The 19,631-nt window shown below is 60.4% G+C and carries 17 protein-coding genes; all 17 read left to right on the top strand.

What is annotated here, in order from left to right; all coding sequences use genetic code 11:
• Positions 1 to 3 precede the first annotated feature (3 nt).
• On the top strand, positions 4 to 1,449 hold the full coding sequence (nuoN, locus tag FKG95_RS15680; RefSeq protein WP_142897333.1) for an NADH-quinone oxidoreductase subunit NuoN: 1,446 nt from the start codon (positions 4 to 6) through the stop codon (positions 1,447 to 1,449).
• A complete protein-coding gene (locus FKG95_RS15685) occupies positions 1,446 to 2,234 on the top strand; it encodes a biotin--[acetyl-CoA-carboxylase] ligase (RefSeq protein WP_142897334.1) in 789 nt (262 codons plus the stop codon). The genes nuoN and FKG95_RS15685 overlap by 4 nt, the downstream gene beginning before the upstream one ends.
• A 63-nt stretch (positions 2,235 to 2,297) precedes the next feature.
• Positions 2,298 to 3,071, top strand: a complete 774-nt coding sequence (locus tag FKG95_RS15690; RefSeq protein WP_142897335.1) for a type III pantothenate kinase — start codon at positions 2,298 to 2,300, stop codon at positions 3,069 to 3,071.
• A gap of 60 nt (positions 3,072 to 3,131) precedes the next feature.
• A complete protein-coding gene (locus tag FKG95_RS15695) occupies positions 3,132 to 4,826 on the top strand; it encodes a ribonuclease J (protein WP_342779243.1) in 1,695 nt (564 codons plus the stop codon).
• Positions 4,827 to 5,231 carry a methylmalonyl-CoA epimerase gene (mce, locus tag FKG95_RS15700; protein WP_142897336.1) on the top strand — a complete coding sequence of 135 codons (405 nt, stop codon included), beginning with the start codon at positions 4,827 to 4,829 and terminating at the stop codon, positions 5,229 to 5,231.
• 40 nt (positions 5,232 to 5,271) lie between these two features.
• A complete protein-coding gene (locus FKG95_RS15705) occupies positions 5,272 to 5,508 on the top strand; it encodes a DUF1467 family protein (RefSeq protein ID WP_142897337.1) in 237 nt (78 codons plus the stop codon).
• Positions 5,509 to 6,318: 810 nt separating this feature from the next.
• Entirely contained in the window at positions 6,319 to 6,840 is a 522-nt protein-coding gene (locus tag FKG95_RS15710; protein WP_142897338.1) for a hypothetical protein, read from the top strand.
• Positions 6,841 to 7,039: 199 nt separating this feature from the next.
• Positions 7,040 to 8,359, top strand: coding sequence for a proline--tRNA ligase (gene proS, locus FKG95_RS15715; RefSeq protein ID WP_142897339.1), 1,320 nt, complete (start codon positions 7,040 to 7,042; stop codon positions 8,357 to 8,359).
• 4 nt (positions 8,360 to 8,363) lie between these two features.
• Positions 8,364 to 9,611, top strand: coding sequence for a lipoprotein-releasing ABC transporter permease subunit (locus FKG95_RS15720; protein WP_142897340.1), 1,248 nt, complete (start codon positions 8,364 to 8,366; stop codon positions 9,609 to 9,611).
• Positions 9,604 to 10,344 carry an ABC transporter ATP-binding protein gene (locus FKG95_RS15725; protein WP_142897341.1) on the top strand — a complete coding sequence of 247 codons (741 nt, stop codon included), beginning with the start codon at positions 9,604 to 9,606 and terminating at the stop codon, positions 10,342 to 10,344. The genes FKG95_RS15720 and FKG95_RS15725 overlap by 8 nt, the downstream gene beginning before the upstream one ends.
• Before the next feature lie 119 nt (positions 10,345 to 10,463).
• The gene (dnaE, locus tag FKG95_RS15730) at positions 10,464 to 13,937 is read left to right on the top strand and encodes a DNA polymerase III subunit alpha (RefSeq protein ID WP_142897342.1); all 3,474 of its coding nucleotides are present in this window, start codon (positions 10,464 to 10,466) and stop codon (positions 13,935 to 13,937) included.
• A 502-nt stretch (positions 13,938 to 14,439) separates the two neighbouring features.
• Complete coding sequence (gene rpsB, locus FKG95_RS15735; protein ID WP_142897343.1) at positions 14,440 to 15,324, top strand: 30S ribosomal protein S2; 885 nt, start codon at positions 14,440 to 14,442, stop codon at positions 15,322 to 15,324.
• A 95-nt stretch (positions 15,325 to 15,419) separates the two neighbouring features.
• Positions 15,420 to 16,346 carry a translation elongation factor Ts gene (gene tsf, locus FKG95_RS15740; protein WP_142897344.1) on the top strand — a complete coding sequence of 309 codons (927 nt, stop codon included), beginning with the start codon at positions 15,420 to 15,422 and terminating at the stop codon, positions 16,344 to 16,346.
• 368 nt (positions 16,347 to 16,714) lie between these two features.
• On the top strand, positions 16,715 to 17,443 hold the full coding sequence (gene pyrH / locus FKG95_RS15745) for a UMP kinase (protein ID WP_142897345.1): 729 nt from the start codon (positions 16,715 to 16,717) through the stop codon (positions 17,441 to 17,443).
• A 52-nt stretch (positions 17,444 to 17,495) separates the two neighbouring features.
• The gene (gene frr, locus FKG95_RS15750; protein WP_218940230.1) at positions 17,496 to 18,017 is read left to right on the top strand and encodes a ribosome recycling factor; all 522 of its coding nucleotides are present in this window, start codon (positions 17,496 to 17,498) and stop codon (positions 18,015 to 18,017) included.
• Between the two features lie 57 nt (positions 18,018 to 18,074).
• Positions 18,075 to 18,809 carry an isoprenyl transferase gene (locus FKG95_RS15755; protein WP_142897347.1) on the top strand — a complete coding sequence of 245 codons (735 nt, stop codon included), beginning with the start codon at positions 18,075 to 18,077 and terminating at the stop codon, positions 18,807 to 18,809.
• Positions 18,748 to 19,629 (top strand): phosphatidate cytidylyltransferase, encoded by an 882-nt coding sequence (locus FKG95_RS15760; RefSeq protein WP_246116799.1) that lies wholly within the window; start codon positions 18,748 to 18,750, stop codon positions 19,627 to 19,629. Before FKG95_RS15755 ends, FKG95_RS15760 begins: the two co-directional genes overlap by 62 nt.
• The last annotated feature ends 2 nt before the right edge of the window (positions 19,630 to 19,631 follow it).

Below are 19,631 nucleotides of genomic sequence, written 5' to 3' on the forward strand. Positions count from 1 at the left end.
GATATGATCACCGCTGATCTCATGGCTATACTGCCGGAACTCTTCCTTGTCTGCTCCGCGATCGCGCTCCTGATGCTGGGTGTATTCCGCGGCAATGACTCCACCCAACTGGTCTCCAGCCTCTCGGTTCTGGCCCTGGTGGTCACCTTTGCCCTGATCCTGCTGCCTGCGCGGCCCGAGGGCGTTGCGTTTGGCGGCTTGCTGACGATTGACGGCTTCGGCGACTTCATGAAGCTGCTGGTTCTCATTGGAACCGGCGTTTCGATCATTATCTCGCAGCGCTTTATCCAGCGCGAGGATATGGCCCGTTTCGAGTTCCCGGTGCTGATGCTCTTCGCCACCGTGGGCATGATGGCCATGATCTCGGCCAACGATCTGATCGCGCTTTACATGGGCCTGGAGCTGCAGAGCCTCTCGCTCTATGTGGTCGCAGCGTTCCGGCGCGATAATCTACGCTCCAGCGAGGCCGGCCTGAAGTATTTCGTGCTGGGCGCCCTGTCGTCCGGCATGCTGCTGTACGGCAGTTCCATGATCTACGGCTTTGCCGGGACCACCAATTTCGACGGCATCGCCCGGGTCTTCGAGATCGGCGGGGCGGGTGTCTCGATCGGCCTGATCGTCGGTCTGGTCTTCCTCTGCGCGGGTCTGGCCTTCAAGGTCTCCGCTGTGCCCTTCCACATGTGGACGCCGGACGTTTACGAGGGCGCGCCGACGCCGGTGACGGCGTTCTTTGCCACCGCGCCCAAGATTGCGGCCATGGCGCTCTTCATCCGGGTGCTGATCGAGCCCTTCGGTGGGCTTTTCGACCAGTGGCAGCAGATCGTCATCGCCGTCTCGATCGGCTCGATGGTTCTGGGGGCCTTCGCGGCGATCAACCAGAAAAACATCAAGCGCCTGATGGCCTACAGCTCTATCGGCCATATCGGTTACGCGCTGATCGGTCTGGCGAGCGGCACGGAAGCCGGTATCAGCGGGATCGCGATCTACCTGACCATCTACATCTTCATGAACCTGGGCACCTTCGCCTGCATTCTCTGCATGCGTCAGAAGGACCGGATGGTGGAGGGGATCGACGATCTGAAGGGCCTCAGCAAGACCAATCCGATGATGGCCTTGGCACTCGCGATCTTCATGTTCTCCATGGCGGGCATTCCGCCGCTCGCGGGCTTCTTCGGCAAGCTCTACATCTTCCTGGCGGCCATCGATGCCCAGCTCTATACCCTGGCGGTGATTGGTGTTCTGACCTCGGTCGTGGGCGCGTTCTATTACCTGCGCATCATCAAGCTGATGTATTTCGACGAGCCGTCTGAATCCTTCGATACGCCGATCGGCCGGGAGATGACGGCCGTTCTGGTCATCACCGGTGTCTTTACGCTGCTGTTTTTCGTCATTCCCGGCCCGGTGGTCGAGAGTGCCGGGGCCGCCGCCGCGACCCTGTTCCCGGGATGATCTCCGGCCCGTCCGGAACCGCGCCGGCACGTCTGCCGGAATTACCGCCGGCTTTCAGTCTGATCGCGCTCGACAGCGTCGGGAGCACCAACGACGAAGCCCGCCGCCTCGCCGAGGAGGGCGCTGCCCACTGCACCATCGTATGGGCCGGGGAGCAGACCAAGGGGCGCGGCCGCCAGGGCCGCAGCTGGACCAGTCCGCGCGGCAATCTCTATCTTTCCATCGTTTTGCGGCCGGACTGCGCTCCGAGTGAGGCGGCGCAGCTTAGCTTTGTTGCCTGTGTGGCTCTGGGCGAAGCTATCTCAAGCTTGGCCGGAAGCCGCGTCGAGGTGACCTACAAGTGGCCCAATGACGTGATGTTCAACGGCAAAAAGGGTGTGGGCCTGCTGCTCGAATCAAAATCGACTCCCGCTGGACGGGTGGACTGGGTCATCGTGGGCATGGGAACCAATATAGAGCATTTCCCAGAGGATGCGCGTTACCCCGCCAGCTCGCTTCGGAAGGAAGGGGCGCCCGCGTCGCTGGTGCCTGCGACACTGCTCCAGGAACTGGCCCGCCAGCTGGAAACCTGGCTGGATGTCTGGCGCAAACGCGGCTTCGGGGATGTTCGCGCGGCCTGGAAGCAGCGGGTTCAGGGACTGGGGCGCGCGATCGAGGTGCGTCTGCCCAACGAGACCTTGACGGGTGTATTCGGGGATTTGGATCGTAATGGCGCGCTGATCCTGACGTTCGAGGATGGCCGGACGCGAACCATTACCGCGGGGGATGTCTTTCCCCAGAGCTGAGAACGGGTCATACAATGTACTCACGCCCGCGAAAGCCGAGAGAGGGTGGATCGGAGACGACACATGCTTCTGACAATTGATTCCGGAAACACCAACGCGGTTTTTGCCGTCTATGATGGTGAGACACGGCGCGGCGTCTGGCGGGCCTCCAGCGATCCGCGCAGAACCGCGGATGAATATGCGGTCTGGCTGACCCAGTTGATGGCCCTGGAGGGTCTCACGCTGAAAGACATCACGGGGGCGATCATCGCCAATGTGGTGCCTGCGGCGCGCTTTAGCCTGCGCAAGCTCTGCAATCAGTATCTCGGATCGGAACCTCTGGTTATCGGCGAAGCGAACGTCGATCTGGGCATAGAGAACCGCATTGACCGACCGAAGAGTGCTGGTGCCGACCGGCTTGTGAATGCGGTCGCCGCGCACCATCTCTATGGTGGACCGGCCATCGTGATCGACTTCGGAACCGCGACAAACTTCGATATCGTCGCCGCGGACGGCGCTTACGAGGGGGGCGTGATTGCCCCCGCCGCTCAGCATTCCGTCGACGCATTGTATCGGGTTGCCGCCCAGTTACCCCGCGTTGCGATCGAACGCCCGGCCAAAGTGATCGGCAAGGATACGGTGCCGGCCATGCAGTCGGGAATCTTCTGGGGCTATGTCGGGCTGATCGAGGGGCTGGTGAAGCGGATCAAGGACGAGTACGGGCAGGAGATGAAGGTGATCGGGACCGGCGGCCTCGCGCCGATCTATGCGGCGGCGACCGATGCCATCGAACAGGTCGATCAGGACCTGACCTTGCGCGGCCTGACCCTTATCTACCGCGAAAACCAGAGCCTATAACCCATAGCCAATAACCCAAAGCGGATGCCCCAGAACGGATGACCCAGAACGGATGACTTTGTGCCTTTAGACAGCAAAGCGGCAAAAATGAAGGCCGACGAACTCTTCTTCCTGCCACTCGGTGGAGCGGGCGAGATCGGGATGAACCTGAACCTCTACGGCTATGGCGATCAGTGGCTGATGGTCGATCTGGGTATCACCTTCGCGGGACCCGAGTTACCCGGCGTCGATGTCCTGATGCCGGATCCGCGCTTTATCGTCGAGCGGCGCGATCAACTGGCCGGTCTGTTGCTGACCCACGCTCACGAAGATCATATCGGTGCGGTTCCCTATCTTTGGAAGCAGCTGCAATGTCCTCTCTATGCGACGCCCTTCACGCGCTCCATGCTGGAACGCAAGCTTAAGGAAGCGGGGCTTTTCGAGGCGGCGCCGATCACCGAGATTCCCATGTCGGGACGGGTCTCCATCGGCAAGTTCGATATTGAGCTGATTACGCTGACCCATTCGATCCCCGAGCCCAATGCGGTCGTGATCCGCACGGCGGCGGGAAACGTCCTGCACACGGGCGACTGGAAGCTCGACGACGATCCTCTGGTCGGCGACAACTTCGACGAGGCGCGTCTGAAGGCCCTGGCTGACGAAGACATCCTCGCCATGGTGTGCGATTCGACCAACGCACTCAATGCGGAGGAAACCGGTTCTGAAAGCGAGGTCCGCGAACATCTGATGGAGCTGGTCGGCGGCCTGGAACAACGGGTTGCCATCGCCTGTTTCGCCAGCAACGTGGCCCGCTTCGAGACCATCGTGCGTGCGGCGGAAGCCCATGGACGTCGGGTTGCTCTTTTGGGCCGCTCGATGCACCGCATCCACGAGGCGGCGCGGGAGAACGGCTACATGCCGGATTTGCCGCCTTTCCTGTCGGAAAAAGATATCGATTACCTGCCGCGCAACGAGGTGCTTTTGCTCTGTACCGGCAGCCAGGGTGAGCCACGTTCAGCTCTTTGGCGGATTGCCCACGGCGATCACCGGGAGGTCCATCTGGATGAGGGTGACGCCGTGATTTTTTCTTCGCGCGTGATCCCGGGAAATGAAACCTCGATCTTTGCGCTCCAGAACACTCTGGTCAGCCGCGGGATCGATGTGATCACCGACGATGACGCCTTCATCCATGTCTCCGGACATCCCGGACGTCCTGAACTGGCCCAGATGTACCAATGGGTCCGTCCGCGCGTTGCGGTGCCGGTCCACGGCGAGCAGCGGCATTTGATGGCCCATGCCGATCTTGCGCGTGAATGCCAGATCCCCGAGCAGATACCGGGTCAGAACGGCGCCATGATCCGCCTTGCGCCCGGTCGCGCGGAGGTGGTGGACCATGTGCCTTCCGGCCGTCTCGCGCTGGAGGGCAGCCGCCTGATCGGCACAGACAGCCTTATCCTCAAAGAACGGCAGCGCATGGCCTATAACGGCGCTATTGCGGTCACACTTGCGCTGAACGGGAAGGGGGCTCTTGCCAGCGCGCCGCTGGTGACCTTTCATGGGGTCTACGACGAGAATCTCGATGAAGACCAGATCGACGACGTGATCGATGCTATCGAGCAGGCCTTGAAGGGGCTGCGCGCGGCCCAGCGCCGGGATGACGATGTTGTGGCGGAGGAGGTCCGGATTGCGGTGCGGCGATCGGTCAGGCGGGATCTGGAGAAGAAACCTGTTACCACTGTACATGTGGTGCGTTTGGATAGAGCGGAGAGCGATTAAATGATTGGCAGACTGAATCATGTGGCGATTGCCGTGCCGGATCTGGATGCGGCGGTTGCGCAATACCGGGATATGCTGGGAGGCAAGGTCTCCGAACCCCAGGCGCAGCCTGATCATGGGGTCACCGTGGTTTTTGTCGAGCTGCCCAACACCAAGATCGAGCTGCTGCATCCGCTGGGTGAAAACTCGCCGATCGCAGCCTTCCTCGAGCGCAACGCCAGCGGCGGCATTCATCACATCTGCTACGAAGTCGATGATATCTACGCGGCGCGCGACAAACTGAAAGCCGGGGGCGCACGGGTTCTCGGCGACGGCGAACCCAAGATCGGCGCGCATGACAAGCCGGTTTTGTTCTTACATCCCAAAGACTTCTGCGGGTCTTTGGTCGAGTTGGAGCAGGCGTAGACATCCCTGCGTCGATTATGGTGAGTTTGAGAGCGGTCCCATGAATTGGTTTACCGGTATTCTGGTCTACATCATCGTCTGGTGGGTAATGCTCTTCGCGGTTCTGCCGTGGGGTGTGCGCAAGGTGGAGAACCCGGAAGAGGGGCATGAAGTCGGAGCGCCGGCTAACCCGATGCTCGGGCGCAAGGCCCTGATCACCACGGGTCTGGCTGCGGTCGTCTGGGTTGCCATTTACTTTGCACTCGAGAACAAAGTGATTCCCCTGCGGGTCGAGTAAGTCGTTACGATTGTTACTCTAGAGCGCGTCATGTTTTAACGGAAACACTCTGTGTTTTCGCTAAAACCTGTGAACCCGCTCTACATCATAGTGTTAGAGCAGATTCACCGGTACGACGGATCGCCCAAGGCGATTCCATCTAAACCGGATCTGCTCTAGCTTGAGAAATCTGCGTCAAACCCTTGGTACAACGGTGAATTTCTGTCGTTTCCGACGGCGTTGAACTGTGCCTTCTCCGGCGAGGCACGGGCCATTTGTGAAAACGCAAAAAAATAAGGCAAGCCTCTCGATCGGAAAGGCTTGCCACGCAAAACGGCCTATATATTTTTGCCGCGAGTTTTTCACTCGCTTGGAAATTTTGTGCTCCGGGCCCCCTAAACTTGGACCGTACCGCGCGGGCGGTTTGTTTTTATAGTTGAGTTGTTTTAGAGCAACTTTTTTGCGCAGTCACTAAATTTTTCTCAGAAATCCGCCGTTTTTTCGCTGCAGTGCAACAAAAGCGTAGTCTGCGGTACCTTAATTCAACCGAGGTCTGATCCGAAAAATGGTATATAGATTAGACCGTTAACCCTAGACACAGTGGGGCTTTATGAGGTTCGCATAGCAATAAATTCCTGGGTGAGTTGTGGCTGCATATCTTTTATTCACCGGCGCCGCTCTTTTGTGCAGTGAATGGTGGAGGCGACCGGATAAACGCGGTCAGGTCCCGGCGTAGAGTCGGCATCTCCACCGCGAAACGACCGCGAAGCAGAACCGGCTTTCGCGACAAGTTATTGTTATTTCCTTAACACGCAGGTTGTAGGCTGAAGCATGCATTTAAAGCGACACCAGACTCATGTTCCGGGATTTTTGCGTGGCTGCCTCTTCGGTGGGTTGGCGTGCCTCGTTGGTCTCGCGTCAGATGCGGCCACTGGCGCGCAGCAGAGCAAGGACGCGGCCAGCGATCCGCAGCGCGTCACTATAGAGATCAGCGACGCAGACTGTCGGCTTCTGACACGGCATCAGCCGGACGCCGACGTGGCTTTCCAGCCCGGTGTCGATGCCCGCGGGCGCCCGGTTGCGCCTGCGGATCTGAACGGCGGCGGACAGGCTGGCTTCTCACGTCTCGAAACACCCAAGAGGATCGTCATTCCGATTGAGGTGGATCTTTTCGAGCGGTTCGGCGTGCCCGCGAATGCGGACCTCTTTAAGGCCGACGCCCAGGTTGGCCAGGTCATCTACGATGATGGAAAGCTTTTCTACAACGGACAGCGTCTGGCAGACGGCGCATCTGATGAATTGCTTCTGCTCTGCAAGAAGGCCCTGAAAGCCGAAACGGTGTCCGGGGACTGATCTCCAGCTTTGCCTTTCCGCCCGCCTCCTGGAGCGGTTTTCGGAGGCGGAGGGCCTGGTTTCGCACTCAAGCGGGCCTGCTGCCATGGACATGCCACATTCCATCCCATATACACAGAACCCAGTTTTACCCGGCCGGTTACAGTCGTTACATTTGCACGACGCATCCGGTCATATCACCTGCTCCCAAGAGGAATAGATGCGTCTCTCCAATTACTTCATGCCCACGCTCAAAGAGACACCGACCGAGGCGCAGATCGTCTCGCACCGGCTGATGCTGCGCGCGGGGATGGTCCGTCAGGCCAGCGCCGGAATTTACTCCTGGCTGCCGCTTGGATTGCGGGTACTCAGAAAGATCGAACAGATCGTCCGGGAGGAACAGGACCGCGCCGGGGCTCAGGAGGTCCTGATGCCGACCATTCAGTCCGCGGACCTCTGGAGAGAATCGGGCCGTTACGACGACTACGGTAAGGAAATGCTGCGGATCGTCGATCGGCACAACCGGGACATGCTGTACGGGCCGACCAACGAAGAGCTGATCACCGAGATCTTCCGCAATTCGGTGAAGAGCTACCGTGATCTGCCGAAGAATCTCTATCACATCCAGTGGAAATTCCGCGACGAGGTCAGGCCGCGTTTCGGGGTCATGCGCGGGCGAGAGTTCCTGATGAAGGACGCCTATTCCTTCGATCTGGATTACGACAGTGCCAAGACCTCCTACAACAAGATGTTTGTGGCCTACCTGCGCACCTACGCCCGGATGGGTCTGAAGGCGATCCCCATGGCCGCGGATACCGGACCGATCGGCGGTGACCTGAGCCACGAGTTCATTATCCTCGCCGATACCGGCGAGAGCGCGATCTTCTGCCACAACGACTATCTGGAATCCGACGTCCTGGCGAAAGACGCCGATTACGGCGGCGATCTACAGGCGATCGTCGATTCCTGGACCAAACTCTACGCGGCGACCGACGAGAAGCACGATCAGGCGGCCTTTGAAGCGGAGGTGCCCGAAGACAAGCGGGTCGAGCGGCGCGGAATCGAGGTCGGTCACATCTTCTATTTCGGCGACAAGTATTCCAAACCCCTGGGCGCGGAGGTGGTGACACCTGATGGCAAGCAGGCGCCGGTTCTCATGGGCTCCTACGGTATCGGTGTCTCCCGGCTTGTCGGCGGCATCATCGAGGCCAGCCACGACGAGAACGGCATCATCTGGCCCGAGTCGGTCGCGCCCTACAAGGTCGGGCTGATCAATCTGCGCGCCGGCGATGCCGACTGCGTCAATGCCTGCGACGGTGCCTACGCAAGCCTGAACGCGGCTGGCGTCGAGGTGCTCTATGATGACCGTGACCTCGGGGCGGGCGCCAAGTTCGCCGGCATGGACCTGATTGGCCTGCCATGGCAGCTCGTCATCGGGCCGCGCGGTCTGAAAAACGGAGTCGTTGAGCTGAAGAACCGCAAATCAGGTGAGCGCGAAGAGCTCACCCTCAATGCCGCCATCAACAAGCTTGCAGGCTAACCACATGGTTTTTGACGCTGTCGAGCGAATGGTGGCCATGCGTTACCTGCGCGCCCGCCGTAAAGAAGGCTTTATCTCGGTCATTGCCTGGATCTCGCTGATCGGAATTGCGCTCGGTGTTGCGACCCTGATCATCGTCATGGCGGTTATGAACGGCTTCCGGCAGGAGCTGGTCAGCAACATCCTGGGTGTCGAGGGACATGTCACGGTCGTCGGCACGACCGCTCCCTTCGACAACTACGAGGAACTGACCGAGCGGCTGCGGGCCATCCCGGGCGTCGAGAGTGCGGCACCCCAGATCCAGGCGGATGTCATGCTGACGGCCGGCGGGACGGCGACGGGCGGGCGGATCCGCGGGATGTCCGGCGAAGATCTGAGGGCACGAGCTCAGATTGCCGACAATATCGTGCGCGGCTCGCTTGAGAACTTCGGCACGGACGACGGGGTCGCAATCGGCCGGGGCCTGGCCGCAAAGCTGCGCATCCGGGTCGGAGACAGGATCACCCTGGTCTCGCCCAACGGCACCGCGACGGTGATGGGAACGGTGCCGCGCTTGAAGGCCTACCGCGTCGCTGCGATCTTCGAGGTCGGCAACTACCTCTTCGACAACAGCTACATGTACGTACCGTTGGAAGCGGCGCAGCTCTTTTTCCGGATGCAGGGGCGGGCCAATGCGGTCGAGCTCTTTATCGACAATCTGGACGACCTGGATCAGATGACACCGGCTGTCCGGGCAGAGGCGGGGCCCGGTCTGCGGACCCTGGACTGGAAAAACTCCTACGGCAGCTTTTTCGACGTCATTCAGGTCGAACGCAACGTGATGTTCCTGATCCTGTCCTTGATCGTGGTCGTTGCGGCGCTGAACATTATTTCCGGACAGATCATGCTGGTGAAGGACAAGGGACGGGATATTGCCATCCTGCGCACCATGGGCGCGACGCGGGGCATGGTGCTGCGGATCTTCTTCGTCACGGGCGCGAGCATCGGCGTCGTGGGGACGGTGGCCGGGTTCGTCCTGGGGCTCTCCTTCGCCGAGAACATCGACACCATCAAGGGCTGGGTCGAACGGGTGCTGGACCGGCAGCTCTTTCCCCAGGAGTTTTACTTCCTGTCCCAGCTGCCGGCGGAAGTCGTGGCCTCCGACGTTATTCAGGTCGTGGGAATGGCGCTGGTGATCTCCTTTATCGCACCGCTGTTCCCGGCCTGGCGGGCGGCGCGCATGGATCCGGTGGAGGCGCTGCGCTATGAATGATGCTTCCCCCAGCCAGGTTCAAACGCCAGGTAAAGCCGCCGGGACCGCGCCCGGGACCGCGAATGACCGGGGTTTGCGCCTGAATGGTGTCAATAAGACTTTCCATCAGGGCAAAAGCGACCTCAATGTGCTGCGGGATGTTTCGCTGCGCGTCGAGCCGGGTGAGTTGGTCGCTTTGGTCGGGCCTTCCGGTGCCGGCAAGTCGACGCTTCTGCATATTGCGGGGCTTTTGGAATCTGCCGATAGCGGCGAGATCCTGGTCGATGGCGCGCCGTCATCGGCGCTGGACGATGCGGGGCGCACGACTCTGCGGCGTTCGACCATCGGCTTTGTCTACCAGTATCATCATTTGCTGCCCGAGTTTTCCGCAGTGGAGAACATCATGCTGCCGCAGATGCTCGATGGGGTTTCCAAATCCGTCGCGCGCGAATGGGGAATGGAACTGCTCGAGATGGTGCATCTGACCAAGCGCGCGGAACACCGTCCCGGCCAGCTTTCCGGCGGTGAGCAGCAACGGGTGGCCATCGCCCGCGGTCTCGCCAACCGTCCCGCGATCTTCCTCGCGGACGAGCCGACAGGCAATCTGGACCCGGACACCGCCGAGTCGGTTTTCAAGATTCTGATCAAGCTGGTGCGGGATGCGGGCCTGGCGGCCCTGATCGCGACGCATAATCTCGAACTGGCCGCGCGCATGGACCGGACACTCCGCTTTGAGCACGGCCAGGTTTCGTAGATAAAACAATTTCTTATGCAGGTTTTCCGAGGCGCGCTTGAGAGCGCTGTGGATAACCTTCGTCGCGTTCCTCGCTTGTTCCGGCTGACAGGCCGGAATGCGCGTGGAATCCTTTGCAAATGTCACATTCCGATTTCGTTCATCTTCGAGTCCATTCGGCTTATTCGCTCTCCGAAGGGGCGGTCAAGGTCAAGGACCTGATCGCGCTCTGCCAAAAGCATGAGATGCCTGCGGCGGCGATCACCGACAGCAGCAATCTTTTCGGCACGCTTGAATTTGCCTTTTCGGCCAAGGGGGCGGGCCTGCAGCCCATCATCGGCTGCCAGCTGGCGATCAGCCGCAGCGACATCGATGTGCGAACCGCGGTACGGCCGGAGCCGGATCAACTGCCGCTGCTGGTTCAGAACGAAGCCGGTTACCTGAACCTGATGAAACTGGTCTCCAAAGCTTTTCTTGAGACAGAGCCCGGGCATACCCCGCAAATCGATATGGAGAGCCTGGCCGCCCATTCGGAGGGTTTGCTAGCACTCAGCGGCGGCCCGGCAGGCGCCGTGGGACGGCTCTTGAATGCGGGCCGCAACCAGGAAGCCGAGGACGAACTGCGCCGTCTGTCGCAGATCTTCGCCGGGCGGTTCTATGTCGAGATCATGCGGCACGACCTGCCCGAAGAGCATGCCATTGAAGAGCGCCTGATTGATCTGGCTTACAGCCTCGATTTGCCCCTGGTCGCGACCAACGACGTCTTCTTCGCCGATGAGGGTATGTACCGGGCACACGATGCGCTGATCTGCATCGCCGAGGGGGCTTATGTCTCGCAGGACGAGCGCCGGCGGCTTACGGTCCAACATCGCTTCAAGAGCGCCAAGGAGATGCAGGCACTCTTTGCGGATCTGCCCGAAGCCATTGAGAACACGCTGGTGATTGCGCGCCGCTGCTCTTATTTCCCCGACTTCGTTGCGCCGATTCTGCCGGCCTATACGACAGAGGCGGGCCGGACCGAGGCCGAGGAACTGCGCGCGCAGTCCGAGCAGGGGCTGGAAGAGCGTCTCCAGACTCAAGTCTTCACGGAAGATATGGATGACGCGGCACGCGAAGAGGTCGGCGCACAATACAGGAAGCGTTTGGATTACGAGCTCGGCGTGATCGAGCAGATGGGCTTTCCCGGCTACTTCCTGATCGTTGCCGACTTTATTCAGTGGTCCAAGGGGCAGGGGATCCCGGTCGGTCCCGGCCGTGGCTCCGGCGCGGGTTCCGTGGTGGCCTGGGCTCTGACCATTACCGATCTGGATCCTTTGCGCTGGGGGCTGCTGTTCGAGCGCTTTCTCAATCCCGAACGCGTGTCCATGCCTGACTTTGACGTGGACTTCTGTCAGGACCGGCGCGACGAGGTGATCAGGTACGTACAGGACAAGTACGGACATGACCGTGTCGCGCAGATCATCACCTTCGGTAAGCTCCAGGCCCGCGCCGCCCTGCGCGATGTTGGACGGGTCCTGCAAATGCCCTATCCCCAGGTCGACCGGATCAGCAAGCTGGTGCCGAACAACCCGGCAAACCCGGTGACCCTGCAGGAGGCCATCGACGGGGAACCTCAACTGCGCGACATGCGCCGCGACGACGAGACCGTGGCCCGTTTGCTGGATACGGCCCTGAAGATCGAGGGCCTCTACCGCCACGCCTCGACCCACGCCGCGGGCGTGGTGATCGGCGACCGCCCGCTGGACGAACTGGTGCCGCTCTATCGCGATCCGCGCTCGGACATGCCGGTCACCCAGTTCAATATGAAGTTCGTCGAGCAGGCCGGTTTGGTGAAGTTCGACTTTCTGGGGCTGAAAACCCTCACGGTCCTGCAGAAGGCCTGCGAGTTTATTCACCGCAATGGCGGTGAAATCGATCTCGAGACCATCCCGCTGGATGACAAGCGCTCCTTCGACATGCTCAGCCGGGGCGATACGGTTGGCGTGTTCCAGCTGGAATCCTCGGGCATGCGGGACGTGCTCAAGCGTCTGCAGCCGGACCGTTTCGAGGACATCATCGCTGTCGTGGCGCTCTACCGCCCCGGTCCGATGGACAATATTCCGAGCTACATCCGGCGCAAACACGGCCAGGAGGAGCCCGACTATCTTCATCCAACGCTTGAAGGCATTTTGAAAGAGACCTATGGCATCATGATCTACCAGGAACAGGTCATGCAGATCGCCCAGGTGCTCTCGGGCTATTCCCTCGGCGGCGCCGATCTGCTGCGCCGGGCCATGGGTAAGAAGATCAAGGCCGAGATGGAGGCGCAGCGGAAGATCTTCAACGAAGGTGCGGTCAAGAACGAGGTGAACGCCGAGAAGGCCGACGAGATCTTCGATCAGGTGAACAAATTCGCCGGTTACGGCTTCAACAAGAGCCACGCCGCCGCTTACGCCCTGGTGGCCTATCAAACCGCCTATCTCAAGGCAAATTACCCGGTGGAGTTCATGGCCGCCTCCATGACCTACGATATGAACAACACCGATAAACTCAATGTTTTCAGGCAGGAACTGAGCCGCCTTAAGATTCCGCTGCTGGCGCCGGATCTGAACCGCTCCAACGCGGACTTCAACGTCGAGATCATGGAAGACGGCAAAAAGGCCGTGCGTTATGCCCTGGCCGCGGTCAAGAACGTCGGTGGTGCCGCCATGCAGAGCGTGGTGGCCGAGCGTGAGGCTTCCGGCGGTTTCCAGGATATCGCGGACTTCGCGAACCGGGTCGACTGCAAGGCCGTGAACAAACGGCAGATTGAAAACCTGGCCTCTGCGGGCGGTTTCGACTCAATTCTGGCCAACCGCCAGAAGGTCTATGCCGGTGCGGACACCATTATGCGCAATGCGGTGGTCGCCGCCAGCGAACGGGAGAGCGCTCAGGTCAGCCTCTTCGGCGATGGCGCGGCTGCGGCGGTCAACGCCTTGACCCTGCCGAATGTCCCTGACTGGCCGGAGATGGAGCGCCTGAAACGCGAATTCGATGCCATAGGCTTTTATCTCTCGGCCCATCCGCTGGACGCCTACAAGAAGGTTCTGGAGCGCTTGCGGACCAGGACGGCGGTCGAGCTGATGGTTCAGGCGAAACGGCGGGATTCCGGCATTCTGCGCATGGCCGGGATCGTGATCGGCAAGCAGGAGCGCGTCTCCCAGCGGGGCAACCGCTTTGCCTTCGTGTCTCTCTCCGATGCGACCGGTGTAATTGAAATCATGCTGTTTTCCGAAATTCTTCAGGCGTCACGTGAACTCCTGGACTCTGGTGAACCGCTTCTGGTGACCGTTACCGCCGACGCGCGCGAGGGGGAAGATCCCCGCTTCATGGGCCAGGCCATACGTCTGCTCGACGAGGCTGCGGCCCAAACCGATGCGGGCTTAAAGCTTTACATGAACCACAACAAGCCCTTGGAAAACCTGAAATCCATCCTGGAACGGGACGCGGCGCGGGGTAAGGGCCGGGTGTCTCTGGTCCTGGATCTGGACGACGGCCAGGAGCTTGAGGTCGAACTGCCCGGTGCCTATCAGATCTCTCCGCTGGTCCGACAGGCGATCAAGGCCATTCCGGGGCTGATCGTCGAGGATGTCTGACGGGGCGTTGCTGCGGCCGTTTCAGGGCGTATTTCGGTCGGTTTTCGGGGGATCGTACACGATTGCTGATATAGGGCCTGTTGAGGTTCAGGATGCCGCCGGGGTTGATCAGAGCTAAATCGAGATTAGGAGCGAGGCGGCAGAACATGTTGGGCATATTCAACAACGAGCGACGCGAACTCGCTTAAGCTCTGATCAATCCTTCCAGGACGGGTCATATTTTATCAGCTGCCGCGTCGCGAGTGCCTTGTGTGGGACCTCCCACACGGCGCCACTCGCTCCTAACCGATGATAAAATATGACCCGCCACGACGGCATCCTGAACCTCAACAGGCCCTAACCCGAATTTCACTTGCAATTGGCCGTCTACGGAGCTATCACCCCGCTCAACAGTAACACACACGTGGGTTTTGCGGCGGTCGGGGAGACATCCCGGTCTTCGATCTGGTGTCCGGATCATCCGGATAAACAGCCCACGGAGGTCAAACCGGAGAAAGTTTTTATGGCGCTTCCCACATTCACGATGCGTCAGCTGCTTGAAGCTGGCGTTCACTTTGGTCACACGACCCGTCGTTGGAACCCCAAGATGGCTCCGTACATCTTCGGCGAAAGAAACGGCATTCACATCATCGATCTCGAACAGACCGTTCCTTTGCTGCACCGGGGCCTTGCCTTCGTGCGCGAAGTGGTTGCCGGTGGCGGCCGGGTGCTCTTCGTCGGCACCAAGCGCCAGGCCAGCGAGCGGGTTGCCGATACCGCGAAGCGCTGTGGTCAGTATTACGTGAACCACCGCTGGCTCGGGGGCATGCTGACGAACTGGAAGACCATTTCCCTCTCGATCCGCCGTCTGCGCGACGTGGAAACCCGTCTGGTGGAAGACCAGACCGGTCTGACCAAGAAAGAGCTCCTGAACCTGACTCGTGAGCGCGACAAGCTGGAGCGCGCGCTGGGCGGCATTAAGGAAATGGGCGGCCTTCCCGACGTGATCGTCGTGATCGACACCAACAAGGAACACATCGCAATCGCTGAAGCCAACACCCTGAACATTCCGGTGGTCGGTGTCCTCGATTCGAACTCAAGCCCGGAAAACATCACCTTCCCGATCCCGGGTAACGACGATGCGATCCGTGCAATCAGCCTCTACTGCGACCTGATGGCCGAGAGCGTGCTTGATGGCATTCAGCAGGAATTGACCGCCAGCGGCACCGATATCGGCGCCGCCGAGGACGCACCTGTCGAAACCCTGCCCGAGGCTCCTGCTGAGACCCCGGCGGCTGAAGCTGCTGCGGCAACCGAAGCGGCGCCGGCTGAAGCAGCGCCCGCTGCCGATGCTCCAGCTGCGGAAGCGGACGCAAAGGCTGAACCAGAGCAGGCCGCCCAGGCGTAACCGCTCTGCCACCGCTAAGTTCCGAACGGCGGCATTAGGCCGCCGTTCTTTTAAAACCAGTACGTTTCACACTGTTATTCGGAAAGACGATCACCATGACCCAGATTACCGCAGCGCTCGTGAAAGAACTGCGCGAGTCGTCAGGCGCCGGCATGATGGACTGCAAAAAGGCTCTGACCGAGACGGGCGGCGACTTGGATGCCGCCGTCGATTGGCTTCGTAAAAAAGGTTTGGCGGCTGCTGCCAAGAAAGCCGGCCGCGTTGCCGCGGAAGGCCTTGTCGGTGTGTCCTCCCAGGGCACCAGCGGCGCTGTCGTTGAAGTCAACGCTGAGACCGACTTCGTCGCCCGCAACGATGATTTTCAGGGCTTCGTCAGCAACACGGCGACCCTCGCACTGGACGCTCAGGGTGATATGGATAAGCTGCTTTCCGCCAGCTATCCCGGCACCGGCGCGGCGCTGTCGGACCAACTGACCACCATGATCGCGACCATCGGCGAAAACATGTCGGTCCGCCGGACGGCTCAGTTCTCGGTCGAAAGCGGTGTCGTATCTTCTTATGTTCACAACCAGATCGCGCCGGGCCTCGGTAAGATCGGTGTTCTGGTCGCCCTCGAATCCAGCGGCGACGCCGACAAGCTGGCCGCCCTCGGCAAACAGCTGGCCATGCATGTTGCGGCGGCCCATCCGACGGCTCTCGACAAGGATGACGTCGATGCTTCGTCCCTGGATCGTGAGCGCGAGGTGCTGAGCGAGCAGGCTCGTGCCAGCGGCAAGCCGGAAGAGATCATCGCCAAGATGGTTGAAGGCCGCCTGCGGAAGTACTACGAGGAAGTTTGCCTCCTCGAGCAGACCTACGTGATCGATGGTGAGACCAAAGTCCGTAAGGTCATTGAGACTGCAGGAAATGACGTTGGCGCTCCGGTCAAGCTGACTGGATTCGCCCGCTTCCAGCTCGGTGAAGGCATCGAGAAGGAAGAGAGTGACTTCGCAGCCGAGGTTGCCGCAACACTGGGCAGCTGATCTGCAAGCTTCGGGTTCTGCCCGCAGACATAAACCGGAGGCCGGCCTTATTTTCAGCCGGCCTCCGGGGGCAACCGCGCGAACAGGGGCGATTGACAGCTTCACGGCGCTTCTCACGAGAGCGCCAGGATGCGGACCAGGCATCGAGTAGGTTTCGCGAAGGGTGGTTGTTTCGGTTATGATGCGCCGCATTGCCGATTCGCCGCCCCAGAATGGACGTATTCACCCTGTCAATTCACCTCGCGCAGGGCGCCGTACCGCATCGCTAGGCAAGTGTCTGTACCGCCAGACTCAAACTATCGGCTCTCACGCCGGTAAGAGATTTACAACAGGGGAAAGAAGAATCCCCGATCCGATAAGGAGATCCCATGGCCGACAGTCCGAAATACAAGCGTGTGATGCTTAAAGTTTCGGGAGAGGCCCTGATGGGCTCGCGCGAGTACGGCTTGGACCCCGAGACCGTGCAGCAGATTGCCGGTGACGTCCGTGACGTCAGCAGGATGGGCGTTGAAGTCTGTCTCGTGGTCGGGGGCGGGAACATCTTCCGTGGGCTTGCAGGCGCCGCGGCCGGTATGGAGCGATCGACCGCAGATTACATGGGAATGCTGGCGACGGTCATTAATGCGCTGGCCCTGCAGAACGCGCTGGAGAAGCTCGACGTGGACACCCGGGTGCTCTCGGCGATCCCCATGGCGACGGTCGCGGAACCTTACATTCGCCGGCGGGCCGTGCGGCATATGGAAAAGGGGCGGGTGGTCATTTTCGGTGCGGGAACCGGCAATCCCTTCTTCACGACCGATACCGCCGCCGCATTGCGCGCTTCCGAGATGAACTGCGACATTTTGCTCAAGGGCACCAAGGTTGACGGCGTCTACGATGCCGATCCGGTCAGTGTTCCGGATGCCAAGCGTTATGACTGCTTGACCTATATGCAGGTTCTGACTCAGGATTTGGGGGTCATGGATCATTCCGCCATTTCGCTGGCGCGGGAGAATTCCATTCCGATTGCCGTTTTCTCGATTTACCAGCAGGGAGCATTTGCGGATGTTCTTCGAGGGAACGGCAGATACACCATCGTTCAGCATGATTGTGCATAGTGAGGTATAAGCCGTGTCACAGGATCCAGATCTAAGCGACATCAAACGACGCATGGACGGTGCGCTGGACGCACTTCGCAAGGAATTCGGAGGGCTTCGCACGGGGAGAGCGTCCGCGGGACTGCTTGAGCCGGTCATGGTCGAGGCCTACGGATCTCAGATGCCCATCACCCAGGTGGGTACGATTGGCGTGCCGGAGGCGCGGATGCTGACCGTGCAGGTCTGGGACCGCTCCATGGTCGGTGCGGTCGAGAAAGCCATCCGCGAGTCGGGCCTGGGCCTCAATCCCTCGCCTGACGGCCAACTCGTACGTGTGCCGATTCCGCCCTTGTCGGAAGAACGCCGGATGGAATTGGGCAAGGTTGCAGGCAAGTATGCCGAGCAGGGCCGGGTTGCGATCCGGAACGTCCGGCGCGACGGCATGGAAATGCTGAAGAAAATGGAAAAGGATGGCGAGATCTCGAAGGACGAGCACCACCTTTGGAACGAGGAAATACAGGCGCTGACCGATCAGCACATCAAGCTGGTCGATGAGACGCTCGCGCAAAAGGAAGAAGAAATCCTGCAGGTATAGGGCCTGTCGAGAAAAAGGTTTCGAAACAGGTCATCTCGGGGGTCCAGGCACTTTTCCATGGATACGCTTCAGTCATTTTCGGGCGAAAAGCCGACGCATATTGCCGTCATCATGGATGGCAATGGCCGTTGGGCCAACGCGCGCGGACTTCCCCGCACAGCGGGGCACCGCCAGGGGGCCGAATCGGTCCGGCGCACCGTGAAAGCCACTATGAAGCTGGGAATTCCCTACCTGACGCTCTACGGCTTTTCTTCGGAAAACTGGAGCCGCCCCATGGCGGAGGTGGAAGACCTGATGGGCTTGCTCCGCCGGTACCTGCGCAGCGAACTTGCGAAATTCCATGAGAACGGAATCCGGCTGCAGGTCATCGGACAGCGTGAGAGGCTGCCGGACGACATCGTCCGTCTGATCGAAGATGCAGAGGCGACCACCCGGGATAACGAAAACCTGAACCTGGTGATGGCGCTGAGCTACGGCGGGCGCCAGGATATCACTGCGGCGGCCCGCCGCGCGGCGCAGGCTGTCGCGGCAGGTGAGTTTGCGGCGGAAGACTTGGACGAAGCGCGGCTCGGTTCATACCTCTGGACCGATGGTATTCCCGATCCGGATCTGCTGATCCGGACTTCGGGAGAGCAACGGATCAGCAATTTTCTGCTGTGGCAATCGGCCTACACCGAATTGGTTTTTGTCGAGAAACTCTGGCCGGATTTTGGCGAGGACGATCTCGCCGATGCGATCCGGGAGTATCAACGGCGTGATCGGCGTTTTGGTGCAGCAGCTGACTCTGGATAATATGAGCCCCCTGATGCAGCGGGTCCTCACGGCTGTCGTCCTGGCGCCGCCGGTGCTGCTTGCGCTCTACTTCGGCACACCCTACAGCGACCTCTTGATTCTGCTCGCGGCTGGTGTTGCGGCCTGGGAATGGTCCCGGCTTTGCAACCGCGGAACGCTCGATGTCACGGCGGGATTGGTGATCGGCGCCGTTCTGGCAGCGGTCCTGGCCGCGGAATTGGGTCTCTATTCGGTCTCGGCCTGGGTCGTCGTGGTCGGGGCTATGGCGACGGCTGTCCTGGCCAGCAACAGGCAGCATGAGTCGGTCGCCTGGATGGTTGGCGGCGTCATTTATCTCTCCTGGACCTTTATTTCCTTTGTCTGGCTCAGTCAGCCGGAGATTTTCGGTTACCAGGGGATCTTCTGGCTTCTTTTCGTGGTTTGGGCGACGGATATCGGTGCTTATGCCGCGGGCCGCAGTATCGGCGGACCGAAGCTCGCGCCCCGTTTCAGCCCGAATAAAACCTGGTCCGGCCTGATCGGCGGCGCGCTGGCTGCGGTCGCAATCAGCCTGGCGGTCGGGGCCTGGGTCTTTTCGGGCGGTGATCCGGCCTATTTGGGGCCGCCCTGGGGGTATTTGGTCATGGCGGGCGTTGTTCTCGCTGTGGTTGCTCAGATGGGAGATCTCTTCGAATCCCGTTTGAAGCGGCAGTTCGATGCCAAAGACTCGAGCCGCATCATTCCCGGTCACGGCGGGGTGCTCGACCGGATTGATGGTCTTCTGGCCGCAAGCCTGGCCTGCGCGGCCGCTGTGTGGCTGGGTCAGCGGATGGGATTGTAGTA

Origin of the sequence: Denitrobaculum tricleocarpae (genome assembly GCF_007004665.1) — a bacterium.
GTDB classification, from domain to species: domain Bacteria; phylum Pseudomonadota; class Alphaproteobacteria; order Kiloniellales; family Kiloniellaceae; genus Denitrobaculum; species Denitrobaculum tricleocarpae.